The organism is Aneurinibacillus uraniidurans, assembly GCF_028471905.1.
Classification (GTDB): Bacteria; Bacillota; Bacilli; order Aneurinibacillales; family Aneurinibacillaceae; genus Aneurinibacillus; species Aneurinibacillus uraniidurans.
Genome location: NZ_CP116902.1, coordinates 3740001 through 3757505, shown reverse-complemented (window position 1 = coordinate 3757505; position 17505 = coordinate 3740001). Strand labels below are relative to the sequence as shown.

The 17505-nt window shown below is 47.8% G+C and carries 15 protein-coding genes, 1 rRNA gene and 1 pseudogene (1 of these 17 cut by a window edge); all 17 read left to right on the top strand.

Annotated features, from left to right (window positions below; genetic code table 11):
- Window positions 1-56 precede the first annotated feature (56 nt).
- Window positions 57-1997 (top strand): ATP-dependent zinc metalloprotease FtsH, encoded by a 1941-nt coding sequence (ftsH, locus tag PO771_RS18920; RefSeq protein ID WP_272561167.1) that lies wholly within the window; start codon window positions 57-59, stop codon window positions 1995-1997.
- A gap of 137 nt (window positions 1998-2134) precedes the next feature.
- Window positions 2135-3088: pseudogene (gene nadA / locus PO771_RS18915) on the top strand (quinolinate synthase NadA); the annotation flags it as partial.
- A 69-nt stretch (window positions 3089-3157) separates the two neighbouring features.
- Entirely contained in the window at window positions 3158-4783 is a 1626-nt protein-coding gene (gene nadB / locus PO771_RS18910) for an L-aspartate oxidase (RefSeq protein ID WP_272561165.1), read from the top strand.
- Complete coding sequence (nadC, locus tag PO771_RS18905; protein ID WP_272561164.1) at window positions 4770-5624, top strand: carboxylating nicotinate-nucleotide diphosphorylase; 855 nt, start codon at window positions 4770-4772, stop codon at window positions 5622-5624. The genes nadB and nadC overlap by 14 nt, the downstream gene beginning before the upstream one ends.
- A 13-nt stretch (window positions 5625-5637) precedes the next feature.
- Window positions 5638-6405: a type III pantothenate kinase gene (locus PO771_RS18900; protein ID WP_272561163.1), complete on the top strand. Its 768-nt coding sequence runs from the start codon at window positions 5638-5640 to the stop codon at window positions 6403-6405.
- A gap of 107 nt (window positions 6406-6512) precedes the next feature.
- Window positions 6513-7388, top strand: coding sequence for an Hsp33 family molecular chaperone HslO (hslO, locus tag PO771_RS18895; RefSeq protein WP_272561161.1), 876 nt, complete (start codon window positions 6513-6515; stop codon window positions 7386-7388).
- Between the two features lie 85 nt (window positions 7389-7473).
- A complete protein-coding gene (gene cysK / locus PO771_RS18890; protein WP_272561159.1) occupies window positions 7474-8406 on the top strand; it encodes a cysteine synthase A in 933 nt (310 codons plus the stop codon).
- 54 nt (window positions 8407-8460) lie between these two features.
- Complete coding sequence (locus PO771_RS18885) at window positions 8461-9960, top strand: anthranilate synthase component I family protein (RefSeq protein ID WP_272561158.1); 1500 nt, start codon at window positions 8461-8463, stop codon at window positions 9958-9960.
- Between the two features lie 16 nt (window positions 9961-9976).
- Window positions 9977-10558 (top strand): aminodeoxychorismate/anthranilate synthase component II, encoded by a 582-nt coding sequence (pabA, locus tag PO771_RS18880; RefSeq protein ID WP_272561156.1) that lies wholly within the window; start codon window positions 9977-9979, stop codon window positions 10556-10558.
- A gap of 24 nt (window positions 10559-10582) precedes the next feature.
- A complete protein-coding gene (pabC, locus tag PO771_RS18875) occupies window positions 10583-11425 on the top strand; it encodes an aminodeoxychorismate lyase (protein WP_272561154.1) in 843 nt (280 codons plus the stop codon).
- Window positions 11426-11452: 27 nt separating this feature from the next.
- A complete protein-coding gene (gene folP / locus PO771_RS18870) occupies window positions 11453-12301 on the top strand; it encodes a dihydropteroate synthase (protein WP_272561153.1) in 849 nt (282 codons plus the stop codon).
- A gap of 2 nt (window positions 12302-12303) precedes the next feature.
- Window positions 12304-12666, top strand: coding sequence for a dihydroneopterin aldolase (gene folB, locus PO771_RS18865; RefSeq protein ID WP_272561152.1), 363 nt, complete (start codon window positions 12304-12306; stop codon window positions 12664-12666).
- A 1-nt stretch (window position 12667) separates the two neighbouring features.
- Window positions 12668-13186 (top strand): 2-amino-4-hydroxy-6-hydroxymethyldihydropteridine diphosphokinase, encoded by a 519-nt coding sequence (folK, locus tag PO771_RS18860; RefSeq protein WP_272561151.1) that lies wholly within the window; start codon window positions 12668-12670, stop codon window positions 13184-13186.
- A 78-nt stretch (window positions 13187-13264) separates the two neighbouring features.
- Window positions 13265-14278 carry a tRNA dihydrouridine synthase DusB gene (gene dusB / locus PO771_RS18855; RefSeq protein WP_272563219.1) on the top strand — a complete coding sequence of 338 codons (1014 nt, stop codon included), beginning with the start codon at window positions 13265-13267 and terminating at the stop codon, window positions 14276-14278.
- A gap of 161 nt (window positions 14279-14439) precedes the next feature.
- A complete protein-coding gene (gene greA / locus PO771_RS18850) occupies window positions 14440-14919 on the top strand; it encodes a transcription elongation factor GreA (protein WP_272561149.1) in 480 nt (159 codons plus the stop codon).
- A gap of 99 nt (window positions 14920-15018) precedes the next feature.
- Window positions 15019-16554, top strand: coding sequence for a lysine--tRNA ligase (gene lysS / locus PO771_RS18845; RefSeq protein WP_272561148.1), 1536 nt, complete (start codon window positions 15019-15021; stop codon window positions 16552-16554).
- A gap of 342 nt (window positions 16555-16896) precedes the next feature.
- Window positions 16897-17505 (top strand): 16S ribosomal RNA (locus PO771_RS18840); it runs 929 nt beyond the window's last position.

Below are 17505 nucleotides of genomic sequence, written 5' to 3'. Positions count from 1 at the left end.
GCCTGTATGGCGTGTGGTAAAATAATGTAGTGTTTGAGCGCGAGAGGAGGTAAGGAATGAATCGGTTCTTCCGCAATACAGGATTTTATTTGCTAATTATTCTAGTAACAGTTGGGATTGTTAATTTTATCACCAACACGGGACCGGACACCACAAAAATCCCTTATAATGAGTTCCGGCAGTATTTAAGCCAGGGTAAGGTTGAAGAGGTCCAGGTTCGTCCGGATCGCGGTACGTATTATATTCAGGGTAAAATGAAGGACCAGACTGCATTTTACACGAATGGACCTTTGTATGATAACAACAACCTGATTCAGAAGATTGAAGCTGCTAACCTTTCCAAGGAAGAATATTTGGAACAAAAGGGTGACTCCGTCTGGCTTACCTTCCTGACATCGATCATTCCGTTCGTTATTATCTTCATTCTGTTCTTCTTCCTGCTGAATCAAGCGCAGGGTGGCGGCAGCAGAGTGATGAACTTCGGCAAAAGTAAGGCGAAGCTTTATAACGATGAGAAGAAAAAGGTTACATTCAATGATGTAGCCGGTGCAGATGAAGAGAAGGCCGAACTGGTAGAAGTGGTTGAGTTCTTAAAAGACCCGCGTAAATTCGCGGCACTGGGTGCGCGTATTCCAAAAGGTGTATTGCTTGTTGGTCCTCCGGGTACCGGTAAAACGCTTCTCGCTCGTGCTGTAGCAGGTGAAGCAGGTGTACCATTCTTTAGCATTAGCGGCTCCGACTTTGTTGAGATGTTTGTCGGTGTCGGTGCGTCGCGTGTGCGTGACCTGTTTGAGAATGCGAAGAAGAATGCACCATGTATTATCTTTATTGATGAAATTGATGCAGTTGGGCGTCAGCGTGGCGCTGGTCTTGGCGGTGGTCATGACGAGCGGGAACAAACTCTTAACCAATTGCTTGTAGAAATGGATGGTTTTGGTGCAAACGAAGGGATCATCATCGTTGCTGCAACAAACCGACCAGATATTCTTGATCCGGCACTTCTTCGTCCGGGACGTTTTGACCGTCAAATTACGGTGGATCGCCCAGATGTGAAAGGCCGCGAAGCAGTCCTTCATGTACATGCCCGTAATAAACCGCTTGGTGAAGAGGTTGACCTTGATGTTATTGCTCGCCGTACACCAGGCTTTACAGGAGCAGATCTTGAGAACTTGTTGAATGAGGCAGCACTTCTTGCAGCCCGCCGCAACAAGCGTAAGATTGATATGGATGAAGTGGATGAAGCGATTGACCGTGTAATCGCTGGACCAGCGAAGAAGTCACGCGTTATTAGTGACGATGAGAAACGTCTCGTCGCCTATCACGAAGCGGGTCATACGATTTGTGGTTATTTCCTCAAAAATGCGGATATGGTGCATAAAGTTACGATTATTCCACGCGGCAGCGCAGGCGGATACACTGTCATGTTGCCGAAGGAAGACCGTTTCTTTGCCACTAAGTCCGACCTGCTTGATAAAATCGTTGGTCTCCTTGGCGGCCGCGTAGCAGAAGAACTTGTGCTAAAAGAAGTAAGCACAGGCGCACATAACGACTTTGAACGTGCGACAGGCATTGCCCGCCGTATGGTTACAGAGTTCGGGATGAGTACGAATCTGGGTCCAATGCAGTTTGGCCAGACCCAGGGGCAAGTATTCCTTGGTCGTGATTTCGGTCATGAGCAGAATTATAGTGATGAGACAGCGCGTCAGATCGATCAGGAAATCCAGACGATCATTCGCGATTGTCATCAGCGTTGTACAGAACTGCTGACTGAGCATATGGATAAACTGGAAGGCGTAGCACAAGCCCTTCTTGAAGTAGAAACTCTCGATGCTGGACAGATCAAGAGCATCATTGAGACAGGCACGTTAACGATGAAAAACGGTGACGTGAAAGAAGTAACGTCTGGTGATGTGAAAGTTCAGATTACAGGTAAGGCTGATGATGCCGCTCCGTATCCGGGCATTGATAGCGAGAATAACGACAAACCGAGCGTGTAGTGAAAAAAACCTCCCGATTATTGGGAGGTTTTTTCTTGTCGTGTGCCGCTGTACAATTTTTCTGATTAAAGGTATGATACAACTATTCTACCTGTATTGCGCCAATGAGCGCATAAGGGGCATTACGGGAGGTTTACTCGAAAATGGAAGCGTTAGCTTTAGCGAAAAAAGAACAGCGGAATCAAGAATTACGAGACAAGATTATGCGTCTTAAAAAAGAGAGAAATGCAATTATTCTTGCGCATTATTATCAGCGTCCAGAAATCCAGGAGATTGCCGATTTTCTTGGAGATTCTTTTGGTCTTGCTCAGAAGGCAGCGACGACAGATGCAGATGTCATTGTATTCTGCGGCGTTCACTTTATGGGCGAGAGTGCGAAGATTTTGAATATGAACAAGACAGTTCTTATCCCGGATGAGCGGGCAGGCTGTCCGATGGCAGATATGGTAAATGTGAGTGGCTTGCGCAAGCTAAAAGCGCAGCATCCGAATGCCAAAGTGGTCGCTTATATTAATACATCGGCGGATGTGAAAGCAGAGACAGACATCTGCTGTACATCGTCTAACGCGAAAAATGTTATTGAATCCATTGATGCAGAAGAAATCATCTGGGTTCCTGATAAAAACCTTGGTCACTGGGTATCTCAGTTCACTGATAAGAACATGATTATCTGGGAGGGTTATTGCAATACACATGATCAGCTAACTGTTGCAGACGTACAGGCGCTGAAAGAAGAACATCCAGATGCGCAGTTCGTTGTTCACCCAGAGTGCCGACCAGAAGTTGTTGCATTAGGGGACTTCGTAGGTAGTACAACAGGTATTCTTAAATATTGTCGTGAATCAAATCACAAGAAGTTCATTGTCGGGACAGAAGATGGCGTTGGGTACAAGCTGCGCCTTGACAGCCCGGATAAGGAATTTATTTTTGCTTCCAAATATTTGGTGTGCCCGAACATGAAAGTAAATAACCTTAAAAAAGTGGCCGACTGTCTCGAAACGATGCAGCCACAAATTTATGTGCCGGAAGAAATCGCTGATAAAGCACGTGCATCCCTCGAACGGATGTTGTCGGTTGAAGCTGTTCAGTAAGTCAAGCATCATAGAACAGACATGTGTATGATACGGATAGGAAACAGTGGAGAAAGAAGGTAGCAAGAAATGGTACCGAGGTATGTCCTTGATTTTAAATTAGGTGAGCTTACCACATACACGACAGATGTACTCGTTATTGGCTCCGGGATTGCCGGATTGTATACAGCACTCAAAATCAGTGAGCAAAAAAATGTCACACTTATTAGCAAGACGGCACTCACCCAGAGCAATACTCAATATGCACAGGGGGGAATTGCGGCTGTAACCGCAGAAACAGATTCGCCCGAACTGCACCGCCAAGACACTTTGATCGCCGGGGCCGGTATTTGCTCGAATGAAGCGGTTGAAGTACTTGTGAATGAAGGACCTTCGTGTATCGTCGACCTGATTAACTATGGTACGAAGTTTGATGAAGAAGATGGAGTATTAGCGCTGACCAAAGAAGGGGCACATAGCCAGCGTCGTATTTTGCACGCACAGGGTGACGCGACCGGGGCGGAGATTGTCCGTGCTCTTTCTGCGCGTGTGCTAGAAAATGAGCGTATCGAAATTCTTGAAGATCATTTCACATTAGACTTAGTAACAAATCAAGGTGAATGTATCGGGGCACTTGTCCGGAAACCGGAAGGAGAGACGGTATACATTCGGGCGAATGCAACCATTCTGGCGACAGGTGGTGCTGGCCAGCTGTATCGGTATACGACAAATCCGGAGATTGCAACAGGAGACGGTATGGCCATGGCCTATCGTGCGGGTGCCTATATTAAGGACGTAGAGTTTATCCAGTTCCATCCGACAGCACTGTTTTATCCGGGGGCACCACGCTTCCTGATCTCAGAAGCGGTACGTGGTGAAGGGGCTGTGCTGCGTAACATTAACGGTGAACGCTTTATGGATAAGTATCATCCGCAGAAAGAATTGGCACCGCGTGATGTTGTAGCGCGTGCGATTGTATCTGAGATGGAAGCAACGGGCTCCACATTCGTTTATCTTGATATTACGCACGAATCAGAAGAATTGATCAAGCATCGCTTTCCGACTATTTACAAAGTATGTCTGCGTTATGGCTTAGACATGGTAACCGACTGGATTCCGGTAGCGCCAGCGGCTCACTACATCATGGGTGGCATTAAAACAGATTTGAACGGGGAAACAGCAACGAAGCGTCTGTTTGCGTGTGGGGAGGTTTCCTGCACGGGTGTACATGGTGCCAATCGTCTGGCAAGCAATTCGCTGACAGAGGCACTTATCTTCGGCCGCCGCATTTCGGAATGCGTAAAAGAAATGGAGCCGCTTGGAGAAGAAGTGCCTGCGATCTCGTTTTCTTTGATGCGTCAACAGACGATGAACAGCGACACGGTAATCGAACGTAAGCTGCGCTTGCAGAAGCTTATGCTTACGCATGTTGGGCTGAAGCGTCATGAGAAAGGTCTGACAAAAGCAGTGCGGGAGCTCGAGCGCTTCGTGAAGGCGTTCCGTTATAAATTTGACCGACCGGAAGAGATTGAGTACTTGAACTTGCTGACATGCGGCTGCCTGGCAGCGAACGCGGCATTGCTTAGAGAAGAGAGCAGGGGTGGCCATTACCGCGAAGATTTCCCGAAACGGGATGACATTGTTTGGCGGAAGCATATTGTACAGTCGATTGAAGACGGTGTGTTAGAGGAGCGAAATACGAATGAAGATGAATGAAAAACTGCTGGATCAGCAGATTGAGATGTGGCTGGCAGAAGATATCGGATTTGGCGATATTACAAGCCAGGCGACCATTCCACAGGATTCAGTTGGGACAGGCATCTTATATACGAAGCAGGCGGGTGTGATCGCCGGGCTTGATGTGGCGACTCACGTATTTGCCAATCTTGATTCATCCCTTACGTTCACGAAAAAAGTGGAGGATGGGACATATGTCGAGAAAGGGGTTGTCATTGCCGAAGTAGAAGGCAGCACACAGAGCATTTTGAGTGGGGAACGGCTGGCGCTTAATCTGCTGCAACGCCTGTCCGGCATTGCAACAGAAACGCATGCGTACGTACAGAAAGCGCGGACAACAAATGAGCATGTCCGCATTGTTGATACACGTAAGACTACACCTGGTCTGCGGATGCTAGAGAAATATGCGGTTGTAGTTGGCGGCGGCCATAATCATCGCATTGGTTTATTTGATGCGGTTATGATTAAAGATAACCATATCAAAGGAGCAGGCGGGATTACAGCAGCTGTTCAACGTGCGCGTGCAGGGATTTCGCATACGATGCGCATAGAGGTAGAAGTGGAAACGCTCGAACAGCTGGAAGAAGCGATAGCTGCAAAGCCGGATATTATCATGCTTGATAACATGGATAATGAAACGATGGCGGAAGCGGTGCGGCGTGTAGACGGTCGCATGGTTGTAGAAGCATCTGGCGGAGTGAATCTTGATACGGTAGCAGGCATTGCGGCTACCGGTGTCGATGTCATTTCGGTAGGAAGCTTGACCCATTCTGTTTCAGCGCTTGACATTAGTTTGGATTTAAACGAGAGAAAAAGATAAACGGGGGAAAAACATGCTGTTTGTCATTGATGTAGGGAATACGAACATCGTACTCGGCGTATATGAAGGGGATGAACTTAAGCATAACTGGCGCATCAGCAGCGACCGCAGCAAAACAGCGGATGAATTCGGTATGCTGATCAAAAATTTGTTCCTGGACAGTGGGCTCTCTTGTGAGCAAATTGAAGGGGCGATTATTTCATCGGTTGTGCCGCCGCTTATGTTCCCGCTTGAGAAAATGTGCCAAAAATATTTTCATGTGAAGCCGATGGTAATCGGTCCGGGGCTGAAAACCGGATTGAATATTAAAGCGGATAACCCGCGTGAAATTGGCGCAGACCGAATTGTAAACGCAGTTGCAGGCATTCATTATTATGGCACACCGCTTATTATCGTGGATTTTGGTACAGCTACGACATTTTGTTTAATTGATGAAGAGGGTGGCTATCACGGTGGGGCAATCGCACCGGGGATCGGCATCTCTACCGAAGCGCTATACAGTCGGGCAGCTAAGCTGCCGCGTATCGAACTTGTAAAGCCGCCGAGTGTCGTTGGTCGTAATACCATTCATGCGATGCAGTCCGGAATTATTTACGGATTTGTTGGCCAGGTCGATGAACTGGTACGTCGTATGAAAGCAGAATGTCCAGTTGAGCCAAAAGTGATTGCGACAGGTGGGCTGGCGGAATTGATCGGAAGTGAATCGAGCCAGATTGATGAAGTTGATCCATGGCTGACGGTTAAGGGATTGCGTCTCATTTATGATCGCAACAAAAAATAACAAAAAGCGGGGGCCCGGCCAGCAGGTCAGCTCCCGCTTTTTTGCTTGCAAACTAATTGTGGTACAATAAACGCATAGATTTCCAACGAGGAAAGGACGATACAGAAATGAATGATTACTTAGTACGTGGGATGGCATATGATGGGCACGTGCGCGTATTTGCCGTTCGCACAACGGAAACGATTAGCGAGATACAGCGCCGCTTGGATACATGGCCGATTGTAAGTGCAGCAGTAGGAAGAACGGTATCATTTGCGGCGATGATTGGTGCGATGCTAAAAGGGGAAGAACGTCTTACTGTTATTGTGCGCGGCGGTGGGCCCATCGGACAAATTGTGGCCGATGCGAATGCGACCGGAGAAGTGCGCGGTTATGTCAGCAATCCACATGTTCATTTTATGGAGCTAAATGAGCAGGGTAAGCTTGATGTGCGCCGGGCTGTCGGAACAGAGGGGAGCGTTACCGTAACGAAAGATCTTGGCTTGAAAGAGCCGTATCAGGGGACAAGCCCAATTATATCTGGTGAGCTTGGAGAAGATTTCACCTACTATCTGACTGTCTCCGAACAGGTACCGTCTGCGGTTGGGGTTGGAGTACTTGTGAATCCAGACAATACGATTCGTGCTGCAGGAGGTTTTATTGTTCAATTGCTGCCAAACACGCCGGATCATATCATTGAGAAGCTGGAGCGGTCTCTTTCTAGCATTCGTCCAGTTTCGACGATGATTGATGAAGGGCTGACACCGGAAGAGATGCTTAAGGAAGTGCTTGGGGAAGAGTTTGACCTGCTTGATACGCATAAGGTGTATTTTAATTGTCATTGCTCCATTGACCGGATCAATCGGGCGTTGATTAGTCTTGGTAAAGAAGAATTGGATTCGATTATCGAAGAGCAGGGCGAAGCGGAGATGACCTGCCAATTTTGCAACGAGGTATACCATCTCGATAGGGAACATTTAGAAAATATTAGGGAACAGTTGTAAACCTGCATTGACGACGTAGGTCATTCGCTATATAATTATTTATAAAACCGATTACCTTAGTAGGGATTTGCGAGGAGGAAATCAGATGCGAGTAGCTCAATCCATTACCGATTTAATTGGATATACACCATTAGTAAAATTAAACCGGGTTGTAGAAGAAGGGGAAGCGAATATTTATTTGAAGCTTGAATTTTTTAACCCTGGTAGCAGTGTAAAAGACCGAATTGCACTAGCTATGATCGAGGCAGCCGAGCAGGACGGAGTACTAAAAGAAGGCATGACAATTATTGAGCCGACAAGTGGGAACACGGGAATCGGTCTGGCGATGGTAGCGGCGGCAAAAGGCTATCGTGCTGTGCTTGTCATGCCGGATACGATGAGTATGGAGCGCCGCAACTTGCTGCGTGCCTACGGTGCGGAGCTAGTGCTTACACCAGGTGCTGAAGGGATGGGAGGCGCCATTCGTAAAGCAGAAGAGCTAGTGAAGGAAGATCCTTCTTATTTCTTACCGCAGCAGTTTAAAAATCCAGCAAACCCGCAAATTCATCGCGAGACAACTGCACGTGAACTACTGGAACAGGGTGATGAGATTGGCGGCATCGATGGGTTCATCTCTGGTGTTGGTACGGGTGGTACAATCACAGGTGTTGGGGAAGTTTTGAAAGAGAAATACCCAGATGTTCGTATTGTAGCGGTAGAACCGGCTGCGTCTCCAGTACTGTCTGGCGGCAAGCCAGGACCGCATAAAATTCAGGGTATTGGTGCTGGATTTGTTCCAGATACACTGAATACGGAAGTGTATAATGAAATCATCCGAGTGGAAAACGACGATGCGTTCGAGACATCCCGTACAGTAGCGAAGCAAGAAGGGATTCTCGGCGGCATCTCTTCCGGGGCAGTGATCTATGCAGCGAAAAAGCTGGCGAAAGAACTCGGCCCAGGCAAAAATGTTGTAGTCATCATTCCGAGCAATGGTGAACGTTATTTAAGTACCCCTCTTTATCAATTCGACGAATAGTACGTATAATAAAGAAAGACCAACCTCTGTCGGAATGTCGGCAGGGGTTTTTAAATGCGAAAGAACAGGATGATGAATGTGACAGAGACGAACACGTGGACTCGTCAGCAGCTTACCCAATATGATCGTGTGCCGCTTTGGGATAAGAAGGCGTGGGATAGAGAAGATCCGTGGCAGTTGTATCGAAAGCTGCGAGAACAGAGTGAATATGCTTTTATTATTGAGAGTGGACGGAGCGGGCGCTATACGTATGTAGGAGCAAACCCGGTTGCTACTCTTACTTATAAAGATGGCCAGGCTTGCTATAATGGACAACCGATCACGACACTTGCCGATCCGCTTGCTGTTGTGAGACGCTGGATGTGTCATGAACAGTCACCGTCTGCTAAAGAAGCGGTACATGCCGGACTGCCGGATTGGTACGGTGGTGCGGTTGGGTACTTGAGTTATGATATGGGGCGGTATTATGAGAAATTGCCGCGCTGTGCACAGGACGATCTCAAGTTACCTGATGTGTACCTGATGATGGCAGAAGAAGTATATGCCTTTGATCATGTTACCCGCGAAATGTATATGATTGTACATGTTGGACCTGCTGCACAAATCAACACGGTGGAAGCAGGAGAGAAGAAGCTGAAAATGATGGCGGAGCTTCTATATACGTTAGACAGCAAATCATATGGCAGCCAAACAGAGGAAGAGGTAGCGGCGTTACCTGTTGTAACATCATTTACGCAGACGGAGTTTGAGGAAGCTGTGCGTCGTGTACAGCAATACATTGGAGCAGGCGATGTGTTTCAGGTCAACCTGTCTGTGCGTCAGACACGGGCAACCGATGCGGATGCTGAAGCGATCTATGAGGTGCTGCGCCAGATTAATCCGTCCCCATATATGGGACTCCTGCGCTTCCCGGAATTCCAGCTTGTCTCTGCTTCTCCTGAACTTCTTGTGCAAGTGAAGGGTGGTAAGCTGAGTACTCGTCCGATCGCAGGCACGCGCCGCCGTGGGAAGGACGATAGGGAGGACGAGGCACTTGTACAGGAGATGCTTGGTAGTGAGAAGGAAGTAGCAGAGCATATCATGCTCGTTGATCTAGAGCGTAACGACCTTGGACGTGTCAGTCGCTATAGCTCTGTGCATGTAGATGAACTGATGGTGGTGGAGAAGTATTCACACGTCATGCATATTGTCTCGAATGTAGTCGGTGAGCTTGCAGAGGATAAGGATATGTATGATGCGATTGTTGCAACATTTCCAGGTGGAACGATTACCGGGGCACCAAAAGTACGGACGATGGAGATCATTGAAGAGTTAGAGCCAGTCACACGTGGACCATACACAGGGTCGATGTGCCTGCTTGGTTTTAACGGGGATGCGGTGTGCAATATTATCATCCGCACAATGATTCTCAAAGACGGTCAGGCGCATGTACAAGCAGGGGCAGGGATTGTCATTGACTCCGTTCCTAAAGCAGAGTATTATGAATCATTAAAGAAGGCGGAAGCCGTCTGGAAGGCGCTTGCGCTGACTGAAGACCAGTTGAGACGAGTTTGAGAGAGGAGAGTTGAGTATGATTTTGATGATTGATAATTACGATTCGTTTACGTACAATCTTGTGCAGTATTTGGGTGAGATGGGGGAAGAGTTACGGGTTGTACGCAATGACAAAATTACGTGTGACGAGATTACAGAGTTAGCTCCTTCTTATTTAATGATTTCACCAGGACCATGTACGCCGAATGAGGCAGGGATTAGCCTAGAAGCCATTAAGCGCTTTGCGGGGGTGATTCCGATTTTTGGTGTATGTCTGGGTCATCAATCTATTGCGCAAGTATTCGGGGGAAATGTAGTTCGGGCTGAGCGCCTTATGCATGGCAAAACGTCGGATATGTATCACCATAATCAAGGAGTATTCGAGGGCCTGCCATCGCCGTTTAAGGCAACGCGCTATCATTCGCTTATCGTAGAGCGAGAATCTTTGCCGGACTGTCTGGAAATTACAGCGGAGACAGCGGAGGGAGAAATTATGGGGCTGCGCCATCGCGAACTGGCGATTGAAGGTGTACAGTTCCACCCAGAATCCATTATGACAGAACACGGGAAGCAGATGCTGCGTAATTTTCTTACCCGCTATGCGCCCGTACAAAAGTAGATAAAAAGGAGTGTTGATCCGGGCATGAAGGTTTTTCTTGACGGTCAACTAATCAATGCAACACAGGCTGTGATCTCGCCGTTTGATCACGGCTTTCTTTATGGACTTGGCCTGTTTGAAACGATGCGAGTATATAACGGCCACATTGCTCTTTTGGACAAGCATTATCGCCGTCTGTGCGAGGCGGCAGATGAGCTTGGTATTCGCGTGACGATGACGCGAGAAGAGCTTCGCTTTGCAATTCTTCAGACGCTCAATGAAAACGATCTAGACGATGCGTATGTACGTGTGGATCTGACAGCGGGAGATGAGGGATTAGGCCCGTATGCTGGGGTGTATGAGAATCCACACTGGCTGATTTTTACGAAGCCACTAGCGGCGTTTCCGACTTCACTGTATGAGACGGGGAAGCGGCTGCAGGTGCTTAAGCGTCCGCGCAATACGCCAGAAGGGGAGTGGCGTTTCAAATCGCACCACTATATGAACAATCGATTCGGTAAAATGGAAATTGGAAACGATCCGGATGTAGAGGGATTGTTCCTGACGGAAAATACATGTGTGGCGGAAGGGATCGTCTCGAATGTGTTTTTTGTGTCAGACTCGGTCCTATACACGCCACATGTGAATACAGGGATTCTTCCGGGCACACGTCGGGAATTCGTGCTTGAACTTGCGGAATCGAATGGCATTGAGGTGCATGAAGGCTTTTATTATCTCGATCAGCTGATGGTAGCAGATGAAGTGTTTATTACGAATGCGATGCTAGAGATTGTACCGATTCGGGCTGTGAATGAAAAGCAGATCGGTACGGGTACAATAGGAACGCTAACAAAACGTCTGCTAGAGCTGTATCGGGCAAGCATCTAGATAAAGAAGCAGACAGGAGGAAGACAAATGGTACACGTACCTCTTCGGGCAGGTAGATACGAGCTGCCATTACATGAACGAACGCTTGTCATGGGAATTTTAAACGTGACCCCGGATTCGTTTTCAGATGGGGGAAACTATAATCAGATCGACAGAGCGCTTGAGCATGCCCGTCAGATGGTGGCGGAGGGAGCGGACATCATTGATATTGGGGGTGAATCGACGCGGCCTGGGCACGAGCCGGTGGGACTTGATGAGGAGTTATCTCGTGTGATTCCGGTTATCGAGGCGTTGGCGCATGAAGTAGATGTCCCTCTCTCGATTGATACATACAAGGCAGAAGTAGCTAGACAAGCTGTGCAGGCAGGAGCCTCTATTATTAATGATGTATGGGCTGGAAAAGCTGATCCTGCTATGCCGCATGTCATGGCAGAAGCGGATGTTCCGGTTATCTTAATGCACAACCGGGATAACATGAATTATGACTGCTTCATAGACGATGTGCTGAATGACATGCGGGACTGTATAGAGCGGGCGAAACAGGCAGGTGTGCAAGATCAGTATATTATTCTCGACCCCGGTATCGGGTTTGCTAAAACATACGAGCACAATTTGGAGATGATGTATCGCCTGGATCGACTCGTCGAGCTTGAGTATCCAGTGTTACTCGCTACATCGCGCAAACGATTTATCGGCGAAGCGCTTGGTGGAGTTCCCGTAACGGAGCGAGTGGAAGGAACCGGGGCAACCGTAGCACTTGGCATTGAGCGTGGTTGTCACATTGTCCGTGTTCATGATGTAAAAGAGACGGTGCGTATCTGTCGGATGATGGACGCGATGCTATACGGCTGGCGTCAGGAGAGAGGACGTGAGTAAGCGTGGATAAAATTTTGTTTAACCGTATGGAATTTTGGGGCTATCATGGCGTGTTCCCTGAGGAAAACAAGCTCGGGCAGCGTTTTTATGTTGATTTGGAGTTGGCCTGTGATTTGTCTGATGCCGGACGAAGTGACAATTTAAATGACACGGTAAATTATGCACATGTATATACAACTACAAAGCAGGTTGTAGAGGACGAACGCTATGCGTTGATTGAAGCGATAGCGGAGCAGATTGCGACTCGTCTGCTCGCCGAGCATGCACGAATTGTAGAGGTACTCGTTCGTGTTGTGAAACCGGACCCACCGATTCCTGGGCATTATCAGTCCGTAGCTGTAGAAATTAAGCGGGAGCGTACATAGAATGACAGGGGAGACACGGGTATTTTTTGGGCTTGGTTCGAATATGGGGGATAAAGAAAGAACCCTTCAAGAAGCGGTACGTTTGCTTGAAGCGGTGCAGGGAATACAGGTGCTTAGAAGTTCATCCCTGTACGAAACCGATCCAGTCGGGTATGTGGAACAGGATGTATTTTATAATCTTGTACTGGAGGCTGATGTAACACTCCCACCACAGACACTTCTGGAAGAGACGCAGCGCATTGAGCAACAGTTGGGGCGAACGCGTGACATCCGCTGGGGTCCACGCACGGTAGACATTGACATTTTGCTATACGGAGAGCAACAGGTGGATACAGAAGGGCTTTGTATTCCGCATCCACGGATGATCGAGCGTGCTTTTGTGCTTGTGCCACTGGCAGAACTTGTGCCGCATCAGGCGATTCCGCTGTCTACAGGTACGAATGTATCGATTGAGGAGATACTTTCGAAGCTGGCACATACAGATGGTGTGCGCCGTAGTAAATCGTTTTGCTGGAAGTAGACACGTGTGATACAATAGTGAATACTTGCGTGTAGAACGCAGCAAAAGATTTACGTGGAAGGTGAAAGTATGGCTAACCTGAAAATCGGAAATATCGAGTTGAAGAACAACGTTGTGCTTGCTCCGATGGCCGGGGTCTGCAACCCGGCGTTTCGTCTGATTGCGAAAGAATTCGGAACAGGTCTGGTCTGTGCAGAGATGGTTAGCGATAAAGGCATTGTCCACGGCAACAAGAAAACGATGGATATGCTGTATGTAGACGATCGCGAGAAGCCATTAAGTTTGCAGATTTTTGGTGGGGACAAGGAAACGCTTGTTCAGGCGGCACAGCATGTCGATCAGCATACGAATGCCGATATTATTGATATAAACATGGGATGTCCCGTGCCGAAGATCGTCAGCTGTGATGCAGGTGCGCGTCTTCTGCTTGATCCGAATAAAATTGAAGAGATGGTAGGAGCCGTAGTCGAGAGCGTATCGAAGCCAGTTACGGTAAAAATGCGTATCGGTTGGGATGACGACCATATTTATGTTGTAGAAAATGCAAAAGCAGTGGAGCGTGCAGGTGGGGCTGCCATTGCGGTACACGGTCGTACGCGTGTACAGATGTACCAGGGCAAGGCAGACTGGAGTTACATCCGTCAGGCGAAAGAAGCGGTGAACATTCCGGTAATCGGGAATGGTGATGTCGCATCCCCGGAAGATGCGAAGCGGATGATTGAGGAGACAGGCTGTGATGGGGTTATGATCGGCCGTGCCGCACTCGGCAATCCGTGGATGCTGTATCGGACGGTTGAATATCTCACAAAAGGAGAGCTTCCACCTGATCCGACTCCGCGCGAGAAAGTCGAGATCGCCCTTCTTCATCTGGATCGCCTGATTAAAGTAAAAGGTGAGAAAGTGGCTGTGCTCGAAATGCGCAAGCATGCAGCCTGGTACTTGAAAGGGTTGCCTGCATCCGCTCAGATTCGTGATGAAGTCAACGTGCAGGAAACACGAGAGGGTATGGCGAAGTTATTGCTGTCCTATCTGGAGCGCGTCGAAGCCAAAACAGCAGAGTGGGAAGCACGACAGCAGGCAAGTCTGGTGTAGGTTTGACAACGATAGCAGCCTACCATATAATACCTTAATATCTGCTGCGGAACTGCCAGTGAACCACTGGCAGTTTCATATATGTTTTGCATAAAAAATATGGTTTCATCATACACTCTACGATAAATTGGACATAGAAGATGAATAGGGGGAACAGGAAAATGGCCGAAAAAGAAGTCATTTTAACCGCCGAAGGTTTAAGAAAATTAGAAGATGAGCTTGAAGAACTAAAATCGGTAAAACGTCGCGAAGTTGCTCAGCGTATTAAAGAAGCGATCAGCTATGGTGACTTGTCCGAGAACTCGGAGTACGAAGAAGCAAAGAACGAACAGGCTTTTATCGAGGGGCGTATCATTACGCTTGAGAAAATGTTGCGCAACGCACGCGTGATCTCCGGAGATGAGCTTGATTCAGGTGTTGTACATGTAGGTTCTACTGTTATCGTGAAAGACCTTGAGTATGGCGATGAAATGGAATTTACAATCGTGGGTTCGGCTGAATCTGATCCGATTAACAATAAAATCTCCAATGAGTCTCCAGTAGGTATGGCGCTGCTTGGTAAGGCAAAAGGCTCTACTGTTGATGTAGCTGTACCAGCAGGCACGGTTCGCTACGAGATCGTCGATATTAAAGTACAGTAATAAGAATTTTTTATGAGCTCCTTCGATTTTCGTGGGAGCTTTTGCCCGGTTTTAGGCTATCATGAATAGTAAAAGGTTTGTAAGGAGTTGAAAGTAATCATGTCTCGTTTGGAAGAACTAAGTGAACAAGAAGTTGTACGGCGTGAGAAATTGGCAACACTGCGTGAAAAAGGATTTGATCCGTTCGGCCAAAAGTTCGAGCGTACGTATACGGCTAAAGAAGTGCTGGATAAGTTTGCAGAAGTGGACAAGGAAGAGTTAGCTGAGCAGACAAATGAAGTGGTAATCGCTGGTCGCATGATGGCGAAGCGTGGTCAGGGGAAAGCTGGTTTTGCTCATTTGCAGGATCAATCTGGTCGTATACAGATTTATGTGCGTCAGGATCAGGTTGGTGAAGATGTATATGATATGTATAAAATGTGCGACATCGGTGACTGGCTTGGAGTTAAAGGGGTCGTATTTAAAACAAAAACAGGTGAGACAAGCGTAAAGGCACATGAAGTGACTATGCTGAGTAAGTCGCTCCGTCCACTGCCAGAGAAATTCCACGGGTTAAAAGATGTAGAAACCCGTTACCGTAAACGTTATCTGGATATGGTAATGAATCCAGACGTAAAAGATACATTTATCGCACGCAGTTTAATCCTGCAATCTATGCGCCGTTATCTTGATGAGCGTGGATATCTTGAGGTGGAAACACCAACGATGCATAGCATTCCGGGTGGGGCTGCAGCCCGTCCGTTTGTGACGCACCATAATGCTCTGGATATGAAACTGTATATGCGTATTGCAACAGAGCTGCATTTGAAGCGACTCATTGTGGGTGGCCTGGAGAAAGTGTATGAGATCGGACGTATTTTCCGTAACGAAGGCATTTCGACGCGCCATAATCCGGAGTTTACATCCATTGAGTTATACGAAGCGTATGTGGACTACAAAGATATTATGCGTTTAACCGAAGAATTGATTGCGCATGTGGCGCAGGATGTATTCGGGATAACTACATTTAACTATCAGGGGCTTGAAGTAGACTTAAAGCCGCAGTGGAAACGAGTTCATATGGTTGATGCGATCAAGGAAGTGACAGGTGTTGACTTCTGGCCGCATATGACAGATGAGGAAGCACATGAACTGGCGAAGAAACACAATGTTCCGGTACCACCAGGTGCGAAATACGGACATATCGTGAACGAGTTCTTTGAGCATTTTGTTGAAGAAACGCTTGTTCAGCCAACCTTTATTTATGGACATCCAGTAGAAGTATCTCCGCTGGCTAAGAAGAACGAAGAGGATGAGCGTTTTACGGATCGTTTCGAGCTGTTTATCGTGCGTCGTGAGCATGCGAACGCCTTTACGGAGCTGAATGATCCGATTGACCAGCGTCAGCGCTTTGAATCGCAACTGCTAGAGCGTGAGGCAGGAAATGATGAGGCCCATATGATGGATGAAGATTTCCTGGAGGCGCTTGAATATGGCATGCCGCCAACAGGTGGGCTTGGTATCGGGATTGACCGCCTTGTGATGCTGTTGACGGATTCTCCATCCATTCGTGATGTTCTGCTGTTCCCGCTTATGCGTGAGCGTAGCGCTACAGAGCAAGTAGAAGAAGTGGAAGAAAACACGGAAGAAGTATAAATATGTTTGAAAGAAAAGCAGGGGGTTGCAATGCACTCCTGCTTTTTAATTTATTTATAAACTTTTGTTGTAAAGTATACTTATAATGTGATAAGATAGTTCCTGTCGCTGCTGATAGGTAGCGGTAACATGAAGCAGAACAAACAGCAAAAAAACTTTTTCAAAAAAGTACTTGCCAAACGCTGTAGAATGTTATAAGATAATAAAGTCGCCGCTGAGACGCGGTGAACTACTAAAGAAGTTCCTTGAAAACTGAACAGTGAAACTCGAGTGTGCGAGTTCAATCAATTTCGATTTTATTTATAAGCTAGCTTTCGAGCTCAGTGAATCATCTTTTCAACTTTATTGGAGAGTTTGATCCTGGCTCAGGACGAACGCTGGCGGCGTGCCTAATACATGCAAGTCGAGCGGACAGATGGAGTGCTTGCACTCCTGATGTTAGCGGCGGACGGGTGAGTAACACGTAGGCAACCTGCCCGACAGACAGGGATAACTCCGGGAAACCGGTGCTAATACCTGATACGCAGCAAGGAGGCATCTCCTTGCTGGGAAAGACCATGAGTCACTGTTGGATGGGCCTGCGGCGCATTAGCTAGTTGGTGGGGTAGAGGCCTACCAAGGCGACGATGCGTAGCCGACCTGAGAGGGTGATCGGCCACACTGGGACTGAGACACGGCCCAGACTCCTACGGGAGGCAGCAGTAGGGAATCTTCCGCAATGGACGAAAGTCTGACGGAGCAACGCCGCGTGAACGAAGAAGGTTTTCGGATCGTAAAGTTCTGTTGTAAGGGACGAACCGCCGGGATGACCTCCCGGTCTGACGGTACCTTACGAGAAAGCCCCGGCTAACTACGTGCCAGCAGCCGCGGTAATACGTAGGGGGCAAGCGTTGTCCGGAATTATTGGGCGTAAAGCGCGCGCAGGCGGTTTTCTAAGTTAGGTGTGAAAGC

Coding starts and splice junctions, on each gene's coding strand:
- pabC (WP_272561154.1), top strand. CDS start 10,583: ATGAAGGTTTTTCTTGACGGTCAACTAATCAATGCAACACAGGCTGTG.
- ftsH (WP_272561167.1), top strand. CDS start 57: ATGAATCGGTTCTTCCGCAATACAGGATTTTATTTGCTAATTATTCTA.
- greA (WP_272561149.1), top strand. CDS start 14,440: ATGGCCGAAAAAGAAGTCATTTTAACCGCCGAAGGTTTAAGAAAATTA.
- folK (WP_272561151.1), top strand. CDS start 12,668: ATGACAGGGGAGACACGGGTATTTTTTGGGCTTGGTTCGAATATGGGG.
- hslO (WP_272561161.1), top strand. CDS start 6,513: ATGAATGATTACTTAGTACGTGGGATGGCATATGATGGGCACGTGCGC.
- nadC (WP_272561164.1), top strand. CDS start 4,770: ATGAAGATGAATGAAAAACTGCTGGATCAGCAGATTGAGATGTGGCTG.
- folP (WP_272561153.1), top strand. CDS start 11,453: ATGGTACACGTACCTCTTCGGGCAGGTAGATACGAGCTGCCATTACAT.
- PO771_RS18900 (WP_272561163.1), top strand. CDS start 5,638: ATGCTGTTTGTCATTGATGTAGGGAATACGAACATCGTACTCGGCGTA.
- nadB (WP_272561165.1), top strand. CDS start 3,158: ATGGTACCGAGGTATGTCCTTGATTTTAAATTAGGTGAGCTTACCACA.
- PO771_RS18885 (WP_272561158.1), top strand. CDS start 8,461: ATGCGAAAGAACAGGATGATGAATGTGACAGAGACGAACACGTGGACT.
- pabA (WP_272561156.1), top strand. CDS start 9,977: ATGATTTTGATGATTGATAATTACGATTCGTTTACGTACAATCTTGTG.
- cysK (WP_272561159.1), top strand. CDS start 7,474: ATGCGAGTAGCTCAATCCATTACCGATTTAATTGGATATACACCATTA.
- lysS (WP_272561148.1), top strand. CDS start 15,019: ATGTCTCGTTTGGAAGAACTAAGTGAACAAGAAGTTGTACGGCGTGAG.